The sequence below is a fragment of the Actinocatenispora sera genome (assembly GCF_018324685.1).
Lineage (GTDB): Bacteria > Actinomycetota > Actinomycetes > Mycobacteriales > Micromonosporaceae > Actinocatenispora > Actinocatenispora sera.
Genome location: NZ_AP023354.1, coordinates 3,845,083 through 3,863,734 on the forward strand (window position 1 = coordinate 3,845,083; position 18,652 = coordinate 3,863,734).

The 18,652-nt window shown below is 74.5% G+C and carries 14 protein-coding genes; 3 read left to right on the forward strand and 11 right to left on the reverse strand.

Annotated elements, in window-relative coordinates; translation table 11 throughout:
• Window positions 1–182 precede the first annotated feature (182 nt).
• From Asera_RS33150 to Asera_RS18315, 5 genes are all read right to left on the reverse strand, one after another.
• The gene (locus tag Asera_RS33150) at window positions 183–4,175 is read right to left on the reverse strand and encodes a glycoside hydrolase family 2 TIM barrel-domain containing protein (RefSeq protein ID WP_084132204.1); all 3,993 of its coding nucleotides are present in this window, start codon (window positions 4,173–4,175) and stop codon (window positions 183–185) included.
• Window positions 4,176–4,670: 495 nt separating this feature from the next.
• Window positions 4,671–5,234, reverse strand: coding sequence for an isochorismatase family protein (locus Asera_RS18300; protein WP_030447915.1), 564 nt, complete (start codon window positions 5,232–5,234; stop codon window positions 4,671–4,673).
• Window positions 5,235–5,357: 123 nt separating this feature from the next.
• On the reverse strand, window positions 5,358–5,939 hold the full coding sequence (locus Asera_RS18305) for a ClpP family protease (protein WP_030447916.1): 582 nt from the start codon (window positions 5,937–5,939) through the stop codon (window positions 5,358–5,360).
• Window positions 5,940–6,104: 165 nt separating this feature from the next.
• Window positions 6,105–8,156 carry a hypothetical protein gene (locus Asera_RS18310; protein WP_030447917.1) on the reverse strand — a complete coding sequence of 684 codons (2,052 nt, stop codon included), beginning with the start codon at window positions 8,154–8,156 and terminating at the stop codon, window positions 6,105–6,107.
• Window positions 8,156–8,476: a PadR family transcriptional regulator gene (locus tag Asera_RS18315; protein WP_030447918.1), complete on the reverse strand. Its 321-nt coding sequence runs from the start codon at window positions 8,474–8,476 to the stop codon at window positions 8,156–8,158. The genes Asera_RS18310 and Asera_RS18315 overlap by 1 nt, the downstream gene beginning before the upstream one ends.
• Window positions 8,477–8,611: 135 nt before the next feature.
• Here Asera_RS18315 and Asera_RS18320 point away from each other — a divergent pair, with 135 nt between their 5' ends.
• On the forward strand, window positions 8,612–9,655 hold the full coding sequence (locus Asera_RS18320; protein ID WP_030447919.1) for an NAD(P)-dependent alcohol dehydrogenase: 1,044 nt from the start codon (window positions 8,612–8,614) through the stop codon (window positions 9,653–9,655).
• A gap of 61 nt (window positions 9,656–9,716) precedes the next feature.
• On the opposite strand, the gene Asera_RS18325 is transcribed toward Asera_RS18320, so the two are convergent.
• Together Asera_RS18325 and Asera_RS18330 are read right to left on the reverse strand one after the other, a co-directional pair.
• The gene (locus tag Asera_RS18325; RefSeq protein ID WP_211255675.1) at window positions 9,717–10,439 is read right to left on the reverse strand and encodes a maleylpyruvate isomerase N-terminal domain-containing protein; all 723 of its coding nucleotides are present in this window, start codon (window positions 10,437–10,439) and stop codon (window positions 9,717–9,719) included.
• Window positions 10,440–10,442: 3 nt separating this feature from the next.
• A complete protein-coding gene (locus tag Asera_RS18330; RefSeq protein WP_084132206.1) occupies window positions 10,443–12,461 on the reverse strand; it encodes a 4-alpha-glucanotransferase in 2,019 nt (672 codons plus the stop codon).
• Between the two features lie 219 nt (window positions 12,462–12,680).
• Between Asera_RS18330 and Asera_RS18335 the strand changes: the two genes are divergently transcribed.
• Window positions 12,681–15,278, forward strand: coding sequence for an ATP-dependent Clp protease ATP-binding subunit (locus Asera_RS18335; protein ID WP_425305947.1), 2,598 nt, complete (start codon window positions 12,681–12,683; stop codon window positions 15,276–15,278).
• 62 nt (window positions 15,279–15,340) lie between these two features.
• Window positions 15,341–15,757, forward strand: coding sequence for a DUF2795 domain-containing protein (locus tag Asera_RS18340; protein WP_157035002.1), 417 nt, complete (start codon window positions 15,341–15,343; stop codon window positions 15,755–15,757).
• A gap of 10 nt (window positions 15,758–15,767) precedes the next feature.
• Here Asera_RS18340 and Asera_RS18345 read toward each other — a convergent pair whose 3' ends face one another.
• From Asera_RS18345 to Asera_RS18360, 4 genes are all read right to left on the reverse strand, one after another.
• Window positions 15,768–16,862 carry an acetate/propionate family kinase gene (locus tag Asera_RS18345; protein WP_030447924.1) on the reverse strand — a complete coding sequence of 365 codons (1,095 nt, stop codon included), beginning with the start codon at window positions 16,860–16,862 and terminating at the stop codon, window positions 15,768–15,770.
• Window positions 16,863–16,962: 100 nt separating this feature from the next.
• Window positions 16,963–17,646: a tRNA-specific adenosine deaminase gene (locus Asera_RS18350; protein WP_212804634.1), complete on the reverse strand. Its 684-nt coding sequence runs from the start codon at window positions 17,644–17,646 to the stop codon at window positions 16,963–16,965.
• A gap of 1 nt (window position 17,647) precedes the next feature.
• Window positions 17,648–17,818, reverse strand: coding sequence for a hypothetical protein (locus Asera_RS18355; RefSeq protein ID WP_169745879.1), 171 nt, complete (start codon window positions 17,816–17,818; stop codon window positions 17,648–17,650).
• Between the two features lie 32 nt (window positions 17,819–17,850).
• Window positions 17,851–18,492, reverse strand: a complete 642-nt coding sequence (locus tag Asera_RS18360) for a UdgX family uracil-DNA binding protein (RefSeq protein WP_030447926.1) — start codon at window positions 18,490–18,492, stop codon at window positions 17,851–17,853.
• Window positions 18,493–18,652 lie beyond the last annotated feature (160 nt).

Here is an 18,652-nt window from a genome sequence, read left to right on the forward strand (position 1 = left end):
CGATCCGTACCGCTGCGGCGTTTCACGCCGACCGGGTACCGCAGCGGCGTCTCGCGCCGACCACGACCGTCGACCCGCCGGAGCCCGACGGGCGCCGCACCGCAACCCCGGCCCGGGCCCGACGCCGCGCGGGGAACGCGCCGGCCGGCCGCCACGGGGGCGGTCCGGCCGGCGGGCCACGGTCACGGCATGGCGGCCGGGCGACGCGCGAGGGTCGGTGCGTCCGCGACGTGCCGCAGCGGGCGCAGCCGGTACGACCAGGCGTAGTCCCGGTCGGCGAACAGCTTGTACTCGTCGTGCGTCTGCGCGCCCCAGCTGTTGTCCCCGCCGACGCCCATCTGCCGGTGGTTGAGCCGCAGCATCACCGCGTCGCGCGGGGTCAGCTGGTAGCTGTGCCGGGCCCCGGCGGACAGGTCCTCTGGCGTGTAGCGCAGCGCGGAGAACTCCAGCAGCGGGTCGCCGACGGCGAGCAGTCCGGCGCCGTTCCGGTTGGTCAGCGCCACCCAGCGCACGTCGGTCCGATTGCCGTTCTCCTGCGGCCGGACGTACTCGGTCCAGAGCGAGTCCACGCTGGACGAGTAGCGGCCGACCTCCGAACCGGACTTGCGATCCCAGTAGTTCTCGCCGGGCCCGCGGCCGACGTAGTCGACGTTCGACAGTCCCCGCGGCACCGTGAGCATGGTCCCGACGACCGGGATGTACGGCAGGCTCGCGGCGCCCGGATGCAGGGTGTTGTCGACCGCGATCTCGCCGCTGCCGAACACCGTGTACGTGGTGGTGTAGTCCGAGCGGGTGCTCGTGGGCAGCGTGCCGGTCACGGCGATCCGGACCGCCTGGTCGGCTGGCCGGCTCACCGTCACCCCGGTGACGGTGCGGTCCGCGCCGGCACGCCGCCAGGTGCCGTTGCGCGATGGCTGCCCGTTGCCGTTGTCGTTGTCGGTGGGGCCACGCCAGAACTCCGGCGCCGGGCCGCCGGTGACCAGCTCGATCCCGTTCGCCCGGTACGAGCTGAGCACGCCGGAGCTCTTGTCCACGCTCAGTCGGAACCCGTCGCCGGTGACCGTCACCGAATCGGCGCCCTCGTCGACGGTCAGCTTCGGCAGCGTCGACACCGGCACCGGGGTGACCGCCGGGCTGCCGAAGTCGACCGGCAGCTGCTGCGCTGCCACTTCGAATCCGGGCCCGGCCCAGGCGGTGTGGCCGCGGGTGGTGAACCACACGCGCAGGAAGTACTCGCTGCCCGGTGCCGGGTGTGCCGGCGCCGTCAGCGGCAGCGTGATCGTCGTGCTCGCGAGCGGCGCCAGGTCGAGCTGGCCGGCGGACAGTCGCCCGTGCTGGATCACCCGGCCGTCCACGGCCAGGCTCCAGTGCCCGTCGTAGGCGTCGACGTTGGTGAACAGCATCTCGTTGGTCAGCCGTACCTCGCCGCGCGCCAGGCCGTCGGTCGCCGCCACCAGAATCTGTTGGTACACCTTCTTGACCTCGACCGCCTTGCCGTTCGGCTTGCGGCTGGCCGGCAGGATGCCGTTCGCGCAGAAGTTGCCGTCGTTGGGGTTGTCGCCCCAGTCGCCGCCGTAGGCGAGGTAGGTCTTCTCGGCCGGCTGCTGCTCGGTGTAGCCGGCGGTCGCCGCGTCGAACCACAGCCGCACGTCCGGGTCGTCCACGCCGCGGCCGGTGTCGGCCAGCTCCTCGGCGCTCAGCGCCCGGGCGTACACCCGTGCCGCGCGGATCGTCCCGGCGAAGATGCGCTCGTCGTGGTCCGCGTCCGCCCCGATCGCGATCGGCGCGGCGATCACGTCCGGTACCGCGGTGGTGGTGCGGGTGGCGGCCGCCACCCCGTCCAGGTAGACGGTGAGCGTGCCGGCGGCGTGGTCGAACACGCCGGCGACGTGGTGCTCGGTGCCCACCCAACCGTCCGGCAGGTCGGTGGTCGCGGCGATCCAGCTGGACCCGGCGTGGATGAAGAACTCGATCGTCTCGTCGGTCTGCTTCAGCGAGTAGGCGGTGTCACCCTTGGCCACGAGCGGCTGGTGGCCGCCCGGTGCGGTCGCGGTGATCCATGCCTCGGTGGTCAGCGAGCCGGTCAGGTCGAGCCCCGGATCGGTGTCGAACACCGCGCCGCCGGACAACCCGTCGTCGGCGTCGAAGCTCGCCGCCGGGGCGAGTTCGCTGCTCAGCTTGGCCGGGCCCGTCTCGGTGACCTGCCGGCGCTTCGGGGTCGGCCAGGTCAACGCCTGGTCCACGAAGTCCCAGATGAACCCGCCCTGCAGCACGTCGTGGGCGCGGATGACGTCCCAGTAGTCGGCCAGGTTGCCGGTCGAGTTGCCCATCGAGTGCGCGTACTCGCACATGATGTACGGCCGGGTGTCGTTGCTGTCCGCGGCCCGGTCGGCGATCCGCGCCGGGCTCTCGTACATGTGCGAGCGCATGTCGGAGACCTCGACGCGGTTGTCGCCCTCGTAGTGGATCAGCCGGGTGGTGTCGTACGAGCGGATCCAGTCGTGCATCGCGACGAAGTTGGAGCCGCCGCCCGCCTCGTTGCCCAGCGACCAGATGACCACGCAGGCGTGGTTCTTGTCCCGGTGCACCATGTGCTGTGCGCGGGCGACCACCGCGGCAGCCCAGTCCGGCTTGGAGTCGGGGAACTGGTCGCGCACCCCGTGCGTCTCCAGGTTCGTCTCGTCCAGCACGTAGAGGCCGTACTCGTCGGCCAGCTCGTACCACAGCGGGTTGTTCGGGTAGTGCGAGGTGCGGTGCGCGTTGATGTTCATCCGCTTCATCAGGGTGATGTCGCCGACCAGATCCTCGCGGGTGAGCGCGGCGCCGCGGTCCGGCACGATCTCGTGCCGGTTCGTGCCACGGATCGAGATCGGCTTGCCGTTGATGCACATCAGCCCGTCGACCATGGCGAACTCGCGGAACCCGATCCGGCTGGACAGCGTCTCGATCACCCGGCCGTGCGGGTCACGCAGCACCAGCACTGCGGTGTACAGGTTCGGGTGCTCGGCCGACCACAGCTTCGGCTTCGACACCGCCTTCGCGTCGCGCACCGTCACGTCCGTGCCGGCGGGCTGCGAGCCGATGTCCACCGACTGGCGCAGCGGCGCCGCCCACACCGGCCGGCGGTGCGCGTCGTACAGCTGGGTCTCGACCGTGTACGTGCCGGTCGCCGCGTCGCCGTAGTTGCGCACGCTCGCGGTCACGTCCAGCTCGCCCGCGGTGTAGCCGGCCGACAGCGGCGTGCGCAGCCAGAAGTCCCGCAGGTGCACCGTCGGCGTGGCGAACAGGTACACCGAGCGGAAGATCCCGGACAGCCGGATCATGTCCTGGTCTTCCATCCAGTCACCGTCGGAGAACCGGTACACCTCGACCGCGACCTGGTTGCGCCCCTCGACCAGGTAGGGCGTGACGTCGAACTCGCTCGGCACGAACGAGTCCTCCCGGTACCCCACCTTGGTGCCGTTGATCCACAGGTAGAACGCCGACTTGACCCCCTCGAAGTGCAGGAAGATCCGCCGGCCCGACCAGTTGCCGGGCAGTGTGAAGCTGCGACGGTACTGGCCGACCGGGTTGAACTTCGTCGGCGCCGCCGGCGGCTGGGCGTTCTCGTTCTTCCCGTTCGCACCCCACCACGGATACGTGATGTTGACGTAGATCGGGTGGTCGTAGCCGTGCAGCTGCCAGTCGGACGGCACCGGGATCGTCGGCCAGTCGCGGTCGTCGAAGTCGGTGCGGTGGAAGTCGGTGATCCGCGCGTCCGGCGTGTCGGCGTGCGCGAACTTCCAGTCGCCGTCGAGGTTCTGGCGCCACGGCGAGTTGCGGCGGTCGGCGTCCAACGCCTGGCCGAGCCCCGCGTACGGCATCAGCGTGGCGTGCGGCGGTTCCGAGTTCACGTCGAAGATGCCGATGTTGTTGTTCCACTCGGGGAACCCGTTGGGCGGGTCGGTCCACGCCGGCGTCGGGGTGTCCGGTGAGGTCGCGGGCGCGGCGTGGGCCGCGCCCGGTGCGGCGACCGACGGCAGCGCGGCCGCGCCGAGGGCGACGGCGCCGCCGGTGAGCAGGGTCCGGCGGCGGATCGGTACGGGAGGCGACGCGTGCTCGGCTGTCGCGGACTCGGGCGTGGGGGACTGAGCTGCGGGGGGCTGGGCTGCGGGGGGCTGGTGTGCGGAGGACATGCCTGGGGGACTCCGTTCCTCGAACGGCCGTCGTGACCGGGATCTGGCCCGACGGGGGATCGGTGGAGCTGCCCGCACCGCCGGCTGGGGCGACGGTCCGGCATGGCCCTTATTCGTACTGGTGGACCGACTTCGATGTCAATATTTGTCGAAGCGCTTTTGGTTGTGTGTGTCTGTGTCGCGACTCCTGACATCCCGGTATGAGCTGGTTCAGGCGGAATATCGGAGTGGCCCGGTGCTGGACCGACCGGCGCAACCGGAGGAGGCGGGCACGCGAGGCCGCGCCGCGTCCGGTCGTGGTGACCACGCCGCGCGCACTGCTGCGCCGGCGCACGGTGCACACGGTCGCGTGCCGGCGCGGTACTACCCGGCGGGGCGGCATGACCAGGCCCGGGGGGCGGCGCGGTCGAGCCCGGGGGAGGCGTAGCGGGGCCACCTGCCGGCGGTGTGGGGTCGGCGGACCGGGGCGGCGGAGGTCGCGCCGCCGGGTGTGGGTCAGGCCGGCGCGCCGAAATCGACGTCGGCGGTCTCCACCGTGCCGGCGGTGCGGCCCGGCGCGGCGTGGTTCGACCAGTACAGATTGGTGTGCGCGATGACCAGCTCCGGTGCCGGCGCGCCCCACTCGCTCAGGTCTTCGGTGGTGTGCGCGTCGCTGACCAGGGTCGCGTCGTACCCCCGGACGACGGCGCCGTGCAGCGTCGAGCGGATGCACTCGTCGGTCTGCGCGCCGGCCACGAACACCCGTCCCACGCGCAGGCCGGCCAGCACGTCCTCCAGCGTGGTCTGCTCGAACGCGTCCGCGTACCGCTTCTCGACCAGATGCTCGGTCTCGTCGCGGGCCAGCTCTGGCACGAACTGCCAGCTGTCGCTGCCCCGGACCAGCCGCTCGTCGTCGGAGTGCTGCATCCACACCACCGGAGTGCCGCCGCGGCGGGCCCGATCGAGCAGCCGGCCGACGTTCGCGAGCACGGCGTCGCGCTGGTAGGTGCCCTCGACGACGCCGTTCTGCACGTCCAGGACCAGCAGCGCGGTGTTCGGCCGGTTGTCCAGCGTGGTCATGTCCTCACCTCGACCCAGAGACGTCGCGTCGGGTCACTGTAAGGCCGGGCACCGACATCGCGCTGCCGTCCGACCTGGTTCGGGCCGATCGTGGCCCCGCCGGACGGCAGCGGACGACGTCGATCAGGGGGTCGGCATCGTGGCGAGGACGCGGTCGACCATGCCGTACTCCCGGGCCTCGTCGGCGGTGAACCAGCGGTCGCGGTCGGCGTCCTCGGCGATGCGCTCCACCGGCTGGCCGGTGTGCCGAGCGATGACCTCCTGGTTCTCCCGCTTCATCGCCATCATGTTCTCCGCCTGGATGGCCACGTCGGCCGCGGTGCCGCCGACCCCGCCGGAGATCTGGTGCATCATCACCCGGGCGTGCGGCAATGCGAACCGCTTGCCCGGTGCCCCGGCGCACAGCAGGGTCTGCGCCATCGACGCCGCCATGCCCATCGCGTAGGTGGCCACATCGGCACGAATCAGCTGCATCGTGTCGTACACCGCCATGCCCGCGGTCACCGAGCCACCCGGTGAGTTGATGTACAGGTGGATGTCGCGGTCGGAATTCTCGGCGTCCAGCAGCAACAGCTGGCCGCAGATCATGTTCGCGTTCTCCTGCTTGACCTCGTCACCGAGGAAGATGATCCGGTTGCGCAGCAGCCGCTGGAACAGCTCGCCGTCGATGCCGGTGCCGGGCGTCTCGGCGGACCGCCCGTGCATGCCGAGGTCGACCATCTCGTACCACCTGCTCCTTCTGCCCTGACCTGATCACGTGACGCTTCGACCCTACGGGCCGCGGTGCGGTGGCGTCCGCAGTGTTCGCCCACGGCCGATTTTGCTGAGAGCGAAGCTGCCATCCGGCCCGCCCGGCGCCGCTCTCACCGATCACCCGGTGTTGGGCCGGCTCGCCGCGCCGGTCGGCGCCGTGGCGGGCGGCGACGGCACCCCCGCCGGTGCGGTCGCGGGAGGCCGGTACCAGGGCCGCAACGCGGCGGCCAGCGCCACGCCGAGCAGCAGCGCGCCGGGGACGGCCGGCGCCGAATCGACCGCGTCGGCACCCGCAGGCATCGTGACCAGGTCGATCATGATGCTGGGCAGCGGGCCGACGGCCGCGGCACCGACCCCGAGCGGGATCGTGGCCGCGGCGAGTGCCCACCGGCGCCACGGTCGCGGGTGGGCCAGCAACACCGCGAGTACGGCGAGGCCAGGCCCGGTCAGCCGCAGCCACTGGGGCACCGCCCCGCCACCGACCCCGAGCAGGCCCCAGGCGCCGAACAGCGCGGCGGCCGCCAGCACGACCAGCAGGCGGACCGCGCGGTTCCAGCCCGCCGCCAGCCCGATGCAGTAGGCCGCCAGGGCTCCCAGCGCGATGCCGAACGCCGTGCACACGACCGTCAGCGGCAGCGAATGCGGCGCCGGCAACGCCGGGTCGAACCGGGTCAGCACGGCGGGCAGGCAGGTCGAGGTCACCACGGCGACCACCACCGGCACGTTCCGGTGGCGGCTCGGCTCGCCCCTCGGCACCCGGCGTTGCACCAGCAGGGCCAGCCCGAAGAGGCCGAGGCTCACCGTTGCGGCCAGCAGGCCGGCCGGTCCGGCGCCGGGCCAGTGCAGGGACGCCGCATCGACGACCAGTGCCGCGGGCACGGCGGCCAGCACCGGCCAGGCCGGGCCGCGTCGTCGCGTTGCCAGCAGCACGCCGAAGCCGGTCACGACGATCGCGAGCTGGCGCAGCTCGTACATCCCGACCAGCAGGACCGCCCGGTCGTCGGCGTCGCGGTGCTCGCCCAGCCACTCCGCGAGCGGTCGGATCGCACCGGTGCCCCACCCCGTCACCAGCGACCAGAGCGCGGCACCGACCACGGCAGCGGCCCAGCCCGCGACCCGGGACGTACCCGCGTGCCAGCCTGCCGGGCTCTCGCCGGTCAGCCGGCGTGCCGGGGCGTTGGCTGCGGTCGGGAGCGGTGGGGCGTCGCCGGCCGCCGCGGCCGTTTGCCCCCGCACCGCCGCTGCCTCGCCGTGGCCGGCCACGCTGCGCGCGGCGGCTGTCGAGTAGGGCAGGCCGAGCGCGGTGGCGGCGAGCAACAAGGCCGGCATCGAGCCGACCACGCCGGTCAGCGACGGGACCCAGCCCGGCCCGGGAGCATCGAGGGCGAACCGGGAATGGGCCAACAGCGCGGCGGGCAACCAGAGCGGCATCGCGGCGAGCGCGCCCGGCACCCGGATCAGCGCGGGCAGGGCCGCCACCGACACGCCGACCGCGGTGGCGAGGTAACCGCCGGCCGTCGCGGCCAGCCGGCGGCGCCACGGTGTCCGGCGGCCCCGGCTGCAGAGCAGCACGGTCAACGGCACCAGCAGAACGCCCCAGCCGAGCACTCCGGCCAGCCGGTGATCGCTCGGCGCGGAGCGGCCGGACCAGGCCAGCACCAGCGCGCAGCCGAGGACCAGCGGCGCCAGGGTGACCAGCACGGTCAGCACGGTCCGGTAAGGCCCGGCGGGGGCTCGGGTCACCGGCCGGGCGCGCCCCAGGGCCCGCCCGGCGACGACGAGCAGCAGCAGCGAGCCCGCCAGCAGGACGGCGCCGGTGGCCGCCGCCACCCCGCGCCCGGCGGGGACCAGGCCCGTCAGGAACCGTGCCTGCAACGAGATCAGCAGCGTGGCGAACGCCGGCAGCAGCATCAGCGTCAGCACCGGAACGACCGCGGCCCACCGGCCGGCCCACCGCTCCTGGACCGTCACGTCGCCGGCGGCGGGGATGCGCGCGACGGCGAGGCTCGCCGCGAACCTCAGCCGGCCGGCGGGGTCCGCGGCGGACAGCTCGGCACACCACTCGCGGTACGGATCGGGATGGCCGGCGGCCGCCCACCGGCCGGCGGCGAACCGCAGCAGCAGGTCGATGCCGCGGTCGCGCCGGGCCGGCCCGTTCGACCCGGGCATCAGGCCAGGCCCGTCGCGGGATTGCCGGTGATGCCGAGCGAGCGCCGCAGTGCGGCGAGCGCGGATCGGGCGGAGGCGGCGCCGTCGGGGGTCAGCCGGTAGTAGCGCCGGGGTGGCCGGCCCAGCTCGCTGGGGTCGGCGGTCTCCCACTCCGCCGCCACCCAGCCGGCCTGCTGCAGCCGGGTCAGGATCGGATAGAGAGTCCCGCTGGGCTGGCCGGTGGCGTGCATCAGCTCCAGCCCGTAGCGCGGACTGCCCGGCTCGGCGAGGAACACGGTGAGCACGGCGGCGACCGACGTGGTGATGCGAAGCTGGGCCATGCCGGAAACCTACATAGCCCCTTCCCGGCCCGGCAAGGGCACCGGCGTGTCGCAGACCGGTCCGGACCGGCACAATCGCAGCAAGGCCCGACGCGCGGTGGCGATTCGGGCCGGCGACGAGAAGGCGAGGGGCCGATGACCGACGTGCGTACCGCGGGAACGCTGCCGACCACCATGCGCGCCAGCGTGCTGTACGGGGTGGGTGAGCTCGGCGTGGAGGAACGGCCGGTGCCGGTGCCCGCCCCCGACGAGGTGCTGGTCGAGGTGGGCTCGGTCGGGGTGTGCGGCTCCGACGTGCATTACTACCAGCACGGCCGGATCGGCGACTTCGTGGTGCGGGCCCCGCTGGTGTTGGGGCACGAGGCGGGCGGCCGGGTCGTCGGCCTCGGCGCGGGCGTGCCGCAGCAGCGGCTCGGCCAGCGGGTCTCGCTGGAGCCCGGGATCCCGTGCCGGCGCTGCGACCAGTGCCGGCACGGCCGGTACAACCTCTGCCCGGACGTGCGGTTCTTCGCCACCCCGCCGGTCGACGGTGCGTTCTGCCAGTACGTCGCGGTGCCCGCGGACTTCGCGTACCCGGTGCCGGAGGCGGTCTCGGACGACGCGGCCGGCCTGCTGGAGCCGCTGTCGGTGGGCATCTGGTCCTGCCGCAAGGCGGGCGTCGGACCGGGCAGCCGGGTGCTGATCGCCGGTGCCGGGCCGATCGGGCTGGTGACCGCGCAGGTGGCGGCCGCGTTCGGGGCGATCGAGGTGATCGCGACCGACGTGGCGGCGCCGCGCCTGGACGCGGCCCGGCGCCTCGGCGCCACCGGTACCGTCCCGGCCGGTACGGTGCTGGCCGACGGCGACGCGGTCGACGCGTTCATCGACTGCTCCGGCGCCGCGCCGGCGGTCGACGCCGGGATCCGGTCGGTACGGCCGGCCGGCTCGGTGGTGCTGGTCGGGATGGGCGCGGACGCGATACCGGTACCGGTGCCGGTGATCCAGGGCCGGGAGCTGCGGCTGACCGGAACGTTCCGGTACGCGAACACCTGGCCGCTCGCGATCGCGCTCGCAGCGGCCGGCCGGGTCGACCTGGACGCGCTGGTCACCGGCCACTTCGGGCTGGACGACGTCAGCGCCGCGCTGGCCGCCTCGGCGGACCCGACCGCGATCAAGGCGATCGTCACCCCGCAGCGCTGACCGGTCGCCGGTCAGGCCAGATCAAGGCGATCGTCACCCCGCAGCGCCGACCGGTCGGCGGTCAGGCCAGGCAGGCGAGGGCGGTGCGCAGTGCCGCGGGCAGCGGATGGTCGGCGGGCAGCCGGTCCACGGTCGCCTCGACGAACTCGGCCGGCGACAGCTGGGCGGTGACCGCCCCGGTGCCGTCGGCCTCCACGTACCAGCGGTTGTCGGCCTCCCGGACCAGCACCGGCCGGTCCTGCTCGGCGAGGGCGAACGCGCCGAACCGGGCCCGCCAGTCGGTGCGCTCCGGCTCGTCGACCGGCGGCGTCCGGCAGCCGACGTCGTCGGCGTGCGTGGCCAGCTCCGATGCGAGGTGCATCGCCTGCAGCCCCACCGGGTACGGGCCGGCCTGGGTCGGCAGCAGCGCGTCGGCGCCGCGGGCCCGCAGCTCGCCGCGGGTCCGGCCGTTCGCCGCGCGCCACTCCGACAGCACCGTCTCCACCGGTACGTCCCGGCGTTCGTCGACGGTCCACTGGTTGAAGCCGTCCAGCCCGTCCACCCCGGCCTCGGTGAGCAGCCGGTTGAGTCCGGCCAGGTCATCGTCCAGGCAGGCGTGGTTGTACAGCTCCTCGCCGGCCAGGTGGGCCAGCACGTCCCGGACCGACCAGCCGGCGCAGCGTGACGGCCGGTCCCAGTCGGCGCCGGCGAGCCCGGCGAAGTGCTCGTCCAGCCGGCGGGCCTCCCCGTCGTACAGCGCGAACGGATCGAGATCGGCCAGCGCACCGGCCATTGCGTGGTCCACGGGTCAGTCCTCCCTGGTTCGGTTGTCCGGCACCGCATCCGGCGCCGGCATCGCGGGCGCCGGCCGGGCGTCCGCGCCGGCCGGGTCGTCCGGCAGCGGCGCGGTGGTGGCCGGACGCAGCAGGGCGGCGACCCGGCGCAACCGGAGATCGCCGACCAGCTCGGTCACCGTGGCTGGCAGCGGGATGCGCCAGTTCGGGTACCGGTCGGTGGTGCCCGGCAGGTTCGGTGCGCGCAGCTCGCCGAGCACGTCGGCCGGCGCGACCACCTTGATCCGGCACGGCGTGCGGTGCAGCAGCGTGTGCATCGCGAGGATGGCGTCGTCCAGGTCGGCGCCCGGTGCGAGCAGCCCGCGCCGGGTCAGGTGCGCCAGCAGCGTGGTGCGTTCGGCGTCGGCGGCGTGCCGGGCCGCGGCCGGATCGGCGAGCAGCCCGAGCCGTTCGCGTACCCGCACGGCCTCGCCGGTGAGGAACCCGGCGGCGGTGGGCAGGTCGTGGGTGGAGATGCTCGCCATCGCGCGCTCCGGCCACGCCTCGGGCGGCAGCGGCCGGCCGTCGTCGTCGCGGGCGAACCAGAGCACCTCGCAGCCGAGCATCCCGCGCTGCGCCAGGGCGGCGGTCACCGCGGGCTCGACCGTACCGAGGTCCTCACCCACCACGACCGCGTTCGCCCGGTACGCGGCGAGGGTCAGCGCACCGAGCATCGCCGCCGCGTCGTAGCGCACGTACGTACCGTCCGCGGGCGAGCCGCCGCGCGGGATCCACCACAGCCGGAACAGCCCGGCGACGTGGTCGACGCGCAGCCCGCCGCCGTGCGCGAGCAGCGCGTCGAGCATCTGCCGGTACGGCCGGTAGCCGACCTCGGCGAGTCGGTCCGGCCGCCAGGGCGGAAAACCCCAGTCCTGCCCGGCTGCGGTGAACGCGTCCGGCGGGGCGCCGACCGAGACGCCGCCGGCCAGCACGTCCTGCAGCGCCCAGGCGTCCGCGCCGGCCGGGTCGACGCCGACCGGCAGGTCGTGCAGCACGCCGACCGCCATCGCCCCGGCGGTCGCGTCGACGGCGGCGAGCTGGTCGGCGCAGCGCCGCTGCACCCAGGCGTGGAAGCCGACCCGGTCGGCGAGCCCCGCGGCGGCGCGGCGTACCGCCGGGGAGTCGGGGCGGCGCAGCTCACTCGGCCAGCGCCGCCAGTCGGCGCCGTACCGCTCCGCCAGCGCGCACCAGGTCGCGTACTGCACCAGCGCCGGGTCGGGCGGCGCGGTCGGCAGCCGGTGGCGCCACAGCAGGCTCAGCGCGGCCTGCTTGGCCGCCCAGACCGCGTCGTGGTCGATCAGCGGCGTCGCCGCCGGTCGCAGCGCGTCCACCTGCCGCCGCGTCGGGCCGTCGGCGGCCGCGTACTCGGGCAGCTCGTCGATGCGCAAATACAGCGGGTTGGCGTAGCGGCGGCTGGCCGGCGAGTACGGCGACGGTTCGACCGGCGGCCCCAGCCGCGGCGCGCACAGCGGCCCGGCGACGAGCACGTCCGCGCACAGCTGGGCGCGGCTGGCGGCGACCAGCTCGCGCAGGTCGGCGTACTCGCCGATGGCCCAGGACCGGGCCGAGTGCAGCGCGTACGGCTGGACGGCCAGCCCCCAGCACGGTGGCACCGGAGCGAGCGCCCCCGGCGCCACCAGCACGGTCGACTCGCCGCCGGTGTAGCGCAGCGAGTACCAGCCGGGCGGCAGGCTGGCCGGCAGCGCGTCGCCGATCCGCCACCGGCTGCCGTCCGCCGCCGTCAACGTGCCCGGCGGTACCGGATAGGCGGTACCGGCCGGGACGGTCAGCGTGGCCGGCACCGGGGCGGCCTGCCGGTGCGCCAGCTCGGCCCGGGCGGCCCGGACCGCCCGCGGGTTGGCCGCGTCGAGGCCGAGCCCGGCGAGTACCGCGACGACGACCTCGGGGTCGACCGCAACCGGACGATCGAGATCGTCCCGGTACTCGGTGGCGACTCCGGCCGCGTCCGCCAGTTCGGCCAGTTCGGCATCCACTCCGACAAGTCTGGCAGCGCGGCGGCGGTCAGGCTGGCCGAATGCCCACGCCGTTCTCGGGTACCCCGCTAGCGTCGATCGTGGACGTCACGGGCCGGCGTACCGGCCGTGCCGGCGGGATGCCGCCTGCGGGGGCGGCCCGGTGGCCCTGGCGTGGCACACCGGTGTCCGGCCGGAGGTCCGGACGGGATCCCCGACGGCCCCGGCGAAGGGGGAGACGTGTCGAACAGTTACCTGGGACCGGGCGAGGTGCCCGATCCGCTGAGCCAGCTGCTGTCCCAGTTCCTCGGCGGCGGGCTGCGCCGGCCGGCGCGGCGGATCGACATCGGGCGGCTGATGAGCGCCGAGACCCGCGAGATGGTCGCCGCGGCCGGCCGGGAGGCGCAGCGGCACGGCGACGCCGAACTGGACACCGACCACCTGCTGTGGGCGGCGACCCAGCAGGACCGGACCCGGCAGCTGCTCGCGGCGGCCGGGGGCGACCCGGACGCGATCGCCCAGCGGATCGAGGCGCAGCCGTCCAGGCCGGGCGCGGGCGGCGGGCCGGAGTCGCTGACCCCGGCGACCAAGCGCGCGCTGCTGGACTCGCACCAGATCGCCCGCAGCATGGGCGCCACCTACATCGGCCCCGAGCACGTACTGCTGGCCCTGTCGGCGAACCCGGAGTCGCCGGCCGGCCGGGTGCTCGGCAGCCTGCGGATCGGGCCGGCCGAGCTGGCGTCCGGCGCCGGTCCGCGTCCCGGCATGGAGCGCGGCGGCGAGCCCGGCATGCGTGGCGGATCCGGCATGCGCGGTGGCGGGTCGTCCACCCCGACGCTGGACCAGTACGGCCGGGATCTGACCGAGGAGGCGCGCGACGGCCGAGTCGACCCGGTGGTCGGCCGGACCGAGGAGATCGAGCAGACCGTCGAGGTGCTCTCCCGCCGGACCAAGAACAACCCGGTACTGGTGGGCGAGGCCGGTGTCGGCAAGACCGCGATCGTGGAGGGGCTGGCGCAGCGCATCGTCGACGGTGACGTACCGAAGGTGCTTGCCGGTCGCCGGGTGATGCAGCTGGACCTGTCGTCGATGGTCGCTGGCACCCGCTACCGCGGTGACTTCGAGGAGCGGATGAAGCAGGCGATCGACGAGATCCGGTCGCACGCCGACGAGCTGATCGTGTTCATCGACGAGCTGCACACCATGGTCGGTGCCGGTGGTGGTGGCGGCGAGGGCGGCGGCAGCATGGACGCCTCCAACATGCTCAAGCCGGCGCTGGCCCGCGGTGAGCTGCACGTGGTCGGCGCGACCACGCTGGACGAGTACCGCCGGTACATCGAGAAGGACGCCGCGCTGGCCCGGCGGTTCCAGCCGGTGATGGTGCCGGAGCCGAGCGTGGACGACACGGTGGCGATCCTGCGCGGCCTGCGGGACCGGTACGAGGCGCACCACCAGGTGCGGTTCACCGACGAGGCGCTGGTGGCGGCCGCCGAGCTGTCCGACCGGTACCTGACCGATCGGTTCCTGCCGGACAAGGCCATCGACCTGATGGACCAGGCCGGCGCCCGGGTGCGGCTGCGCGCGCTGGCCCCGGACACCGACGTGCGGGAGCTGACCGAGCAGGTCGAGGCGCTGCGCCGGGACAAGGACCAGGCCGTCGCCGGCGAGGAGTACGAGCGGGCCACCGAGCTGCGCGATGCGATCGTGGCACTGGAGAAGCAGATCGACGAGGTACGCGGCAGCGCCGCCACCGGCGGCTCGGTACCCGAGGTGACCACCGCCGACATCGCCGAGGTGGTGTCCCGGTCAACCGGCATCCCGGTGGCGGAGCTGACCGAGGAGGAGCGCGACCGGCTGCTGAAGCTCGAGCAGCGGCTGCACGCCCGGGTGGTGGGCCAGCACGACGCGGTGGAGGCGGTCGCCGAGGCGGTCCGCCGCTCTCGCGCCGGTCTCGCCGACCCGAACCGGCCGATCGGCAGCTTCCTGTTCCTCGGCCCGACCGGCGTGGGCAAGACGGAACTGGCCCGGGCCCTCGCCGAGGCGCTGTTCGGTTCCGAGGACCGGATGGTACGGCTGGACATGAGCGAGTTCTCCGAGCGGCACACGGTGTCCCGGCTGGTCGGTGCCCCACCCGGGTACGTCGGGTACGAGGAGGCGGGGCAGCTGACCGAGGCGGTACGCCGGCACCCGTACTCGGTGCTGCTGCTCGACGAGATCGAGAAGGCGCACCCGGACGTGTTCAACATGCTGCTGCAGGTGCTCGACGACGGCCGGCTCACCGACGGCCAGGGCCGGACGGTCGACTTCAAGAACACCGTGCTGATCATGACCAGCAACCTCGGCTCGGACCTGATCTCCGGGCAGGGCGCCGCGCTGGGCTTCGGCTCCGGGCAGGCCGGCACCGGGCAGTCCGGCACCGGCGGCGCCGACGAGCCGATCGACGCCGGGCTGCGCGACCGGCTGATGCGCCGCCTGCGCGAGTCGTTCCGGCCCGAGTTCCTGAACCGGATCGACGAGATCATCGTCTTCCGCCGGCTCGGTACCGAGCAGCTGCGGCAGGTCACCGAGCTGATGTTGGACCAGACGGCCCGCCGGGTACACGGTCAGGGCGTGACGATGGACGTCACGCCGGCGGCGGTGGACTGGCTCGCCGAACACGGGTACGAACCGGCGTTCGGCGCCCGGCCGATGCGCCGCACGATCCAGCGCGAGGTGGAGAACCGGCTGTCGGCGATGTTGCTGGCCGGCGAGCTGTCGACCGGCCAGCACGCCACCGTCGACGCGGTCGACGGGCACCTGAGCATCCGGGTGGGCCAACCGGCGGCGGCCGGTTCCTGACCTCGCCCGTACCCCGCGATGGCCGAGTGGCCATCGCGGTCGGCGACCAGCGAGGAGTCGGCATGGAACTGGGCAACAGCAAGCACGCGCAGCACCGGGACAGCGAGCTGGCCCGCGAGACCCGCGAGTACGTCGAGGCCGGGCACAGCTCGCGGGCCGAGCCGTGGCGGGAGACCGCACCGACCGACGGCGGTGGGCCGCAGGACGAGGTACCGCCCGCCGCGGAGGGTGTCGGCGGCACCCCGCCCGGGATGGACGGTGACGACGTGGCCGGCCGCAGCGACCTGGCGCGGCTGCTGGACCCCGGCGAGTTCCCGGCGGACGCGCAGCGCCTCGCCGCCACCGCGGCCCGGCACCAGGCCGACGACGCCACCGTCGCGGCGCTGCGGGCGCTGCCGCCGGATCGCCGGTACCGCACCGTCTCGGAGGTGTGGACGGCGCTCGGGCACCGCACCGAGGACGACAGCCGCCGGTTCTGACCCCGGTCGGTCAGCGGTGGGCGAGCGTCGCCCGCGTCTCGGCGGCGATCTGCTGGATCTCCCCGGTCGGTACCACGAGCACCGGCACCTGCGCGCCGACCGGCGACACGATCGTCGCCTCCGCCGGCTCGTCCGGGCCGTGCAGCGTCCGGGGCAGGCCGAGTACCCGCAGGCCGGCCGTCACCTCGGCCCGGACCTCCGGCTGATCGGTGCCGATCTCGCCGGTGAACACGACCGCGTCGAGGCGGTCCAGGCTCGCGGCCATCGCGGCGACCCCGGCCCGGACCCGGTGGGTGAACACGGCGAGCGCGAGCTGCGCCGCACGGTCCCCACGGGTACGGGCGCGAACCAGGTCCCGGGTGTCACCCGAGCTGCCGGACAGCCCGAGCAGCCCGGACCGGTGCTGCAACGCGTCGTCCAGCTCGGCCGCGGACAGGCCGTGCTCGGTCTGCAACCACAGCAGCAGACCCGGATCGACCGAGCCGCTGCGCCGGCTCATCGCGAGGCCCTCCAGCGGGGTGAAGCCCATGGTGGTGTCGACGCTGTGCCCGTCCCGGACCGCGCAGGCCGAGCAGCCGCCGCCCAGGTGCGCCAGCACCACCTGCAGGTCGTCGGCCGGCCGGTACAGCAGCGCGGCGGTCCGCCGCAGCGCCCAGGCGTACGACAGGCCGTGGAAGCCGTACCGGCGCAGCCCGTACCGGGTGTCCCAGCCGTGCGGCAGCGGATACGTGCGCGCCGCCGCCGGCAGCTCGGCGTGGAACGCGGTGTCCAGGCACACGACGTGCGGCAGGTCCGGCAGCGCGGTACGGGCTGCGTCGAGCGCGGCGAGAGCCGGCGGCACGTGCAGCGGCGCGAGCCGGGCCGCCGCGGCCAACCCGGCCCGTACCGTGTCGTCCACCCGGACCGGCGCCGTCAGCTCCGGACCGCCGTGCACCAGCCGGTGACCGACCGCCGTCACCGCGGGCAGCCGCGGCACCAGCCCGGTCAGCTCGTCCGGCGCGGCCAGGTCGTGGGTCTGCCCGACGCGGCCGTCCCGGTCCACGACCGACACGTGCAGGCTGGCCGAACCGGCGTCGACCACGAGCACCGCGTCCGTGCCGGTCACGTCCGCTCCGCTTCCATGCCGGTCACGTCCGCTCCGCTTCCATGCCGGTCACGTCCGCTCCGCTTCCATGCCGGTCACGTCCGCTCCGCTTCCATGCCGGTCACGTCCGCTCCGCTTCCATGCCGGCCGGCTCTCCGCCGCCGGCCGGTGCGTCGGTGGTCTTCGCGCCGGCGGGGCGGGTGGGTGCCGGCTCGGTGAGCAGGTCGAACAGTCCGGCGGCCGCGGCGTCGGGCTGCCGCGCGTCCAGCTCGACGATCCGCCGGGCCAGGTCGAACGCCTCCGGCATGCTCCGGCGGTGCACCGCGACGGCGGGTGCGTCCGGCGCGGTACGCAGGTAGTACGCCAGGTGCAGCGCGCTGCCGAGCGCGCCGGCGCCGCCGCGCATCGGACCGTCCACCCGCAGCGGCAGCTCCGCCAGGTACGGCGTGTGCCGGTAGTGCCGGCTCGCCCCGGCGTACGGGTCGGCGCCGAGGAACCGCAGCCGCCCCACCGCGGTCATGCCGGCGGCGCCGACACACATCAGGCACGGCTCCAGGCTCACGTGCAGGGTGTGGTCCGGGCGCTGGCCGGCGGCCGGCAGCTGCGCCAGCGCGTTGATCTCCGCGTGCGCGACCGCGCAGCCGGCGAGCCGTCCGGCGACCGGTGCGGGCTCGAACATCCGGCCGCGTTCGGCCGCGACGACCGTACCGGTGGCATCGGTGACGACCGCGCCGACCGGCAGGGTGCCCGCGCACCAGCCCTGCCACGCCAGCCGCAGGCACCGCGTCGCGATCGGGTCGACCACCTCAGGGCACCGTCTTCTCGATCGCGGCCGGGCCCTCCTCGTCGAGTTCCTCGGCCGCCCGACGCACGTTCTCCGGCGTCGGGTCCTCGCCTTCGGCCTCGGCCAGATCCTCCGGGTCCCACGGCTGGTCGGCGCCGGTGCGTGCCACCGGTTCCGGTTGCTGCTCGCTCATCCTGCTCACCTCCGTCCCTTCGCCTACCCGGCTCACCGCCGGTCAATCGCGCCGACGACCACCCGCAGGTCGGACACCAGCGCGGCGAGCGCCTCGGCGCGCGCGTCGTCGGGTGCCCGCAGGATCGCCGACGGGTGGGTACTGATGACGGCCTGCGCCCCGTCGCCCGCCTGCGGGCACGGCAGCAGCCGGCCTCGATCGGCGGTCACCCGGTACCGGGTGCCGAGCACCGCCCGGACCGCGGTCGCGCCGAGCGCCACCACCACGGCCGGCCGTACCGCCGCGTACTCGGCGGTCAGCCACGGCGCGCAGGCGTTGATCTGGCCCACCGACGGCTTCTTGTGCAGCCGCGGCTTGCCCGGCGCGCGGGTGAACCGGAAGTGCTTCACCGCGTTCGTCAGGTAGCACCGGTCCCGGTCGAGCCCGGCGTCGGCGAGCGCGCGGTCCAGCAACCGCCCGGCCGGCCCGACGAACGGCTCGCCGGCCCGGTCCTCCTTGTCGCCGGGCTGCTCGCCGACGAGCATCACCCGGGCTGCCGCGGCGCCGTCGCCGAACACCGTCTGGGTGGCGTCCCGGTACAGCTCGCAGCCCCGGCAGCCGGCCGCCGCGGCGCGCAACGCCGCGAGATCGGCGCCGTCCGGGACGAACTCTGCGGCGCTCTCCGGCTCGGTCATACGGCCATCGTCGCGCCGATCGCCGGGCGTCGCGACCGGAACCGGCTGCGCCGGGCCAGACCGGAATCAAGCGGTCTGCGGGTCTTTCGCCCGCTGTGTGTCCGGGTGCACGATGGGCAAGATCCTCATTCGCGGCGACTGCGGGGGACGCCCGAGGGCA